At 51.3% G+C, this 302-nt stretch carries 3 tRNA genes; all 3 read left to right on the top strand.

Going from position 1 to position 302, the window contains the following annotated elements:
* The first annotated feature begins 3 nt into the window (after positions 1-3).
* Positions 4-88: transfer RNA gene (locus M1B78_RS18610), tRNA-Leu, on the top strand.
* A 40-nt stretch (positions 89-128) separates the two neighbouring features.
* A tRNA-Leu gene (locus M1B78_RS18615) sits at positions 129-212 on the top strand.
* 14 nt (positions 213-226) lie between these two features.
* Positions 227-299 (top strand) — tRNA-Gly (locus M1B78_RS18620).
* The last annotated feature ends 3 nt before the right edge of the window (positions 300-302 follow it).

Genomic DNA, 302 nt, shown 5'->3' on the forward strand with positions numbered 1-302 from the left:
TATGCCCAGGTGGCGGAATTGGTAGACGCGCACGTTTCAGGTGCGTGTGTCGAGAGGCATGCAGGTTCGAGTCCTGTTCTGGGCACCAAGGTAAGGCGGTCGGTTCTTTGAATTGTTGAAAGTAAGTTGGAGAGGTGGCGGAATTGGTAGACGCGCTACTTTGAGGGGGTAGTGACAATTATGTCGTGGGAGTTCGAGTCTCCTTCTCTTCACGCTTTTATACATTGCGGAAATAGCTCAGTTGGTAGAGCATAACCTTGCCAAGGTTAGGGTCGCGAGTTCGAGTCTCGTTTTCCGCTCTT

This window comes from Bacteroides muris (ex Fokt et al. 2023), assembly GCF_024704895.1.
GTDB classification, from domain to species: Bacteria; Bacteroidota; Bacteroidia; order Bacteroidales; family Bacteroidaceae; genus Bacteroides; species Bacteroides muris.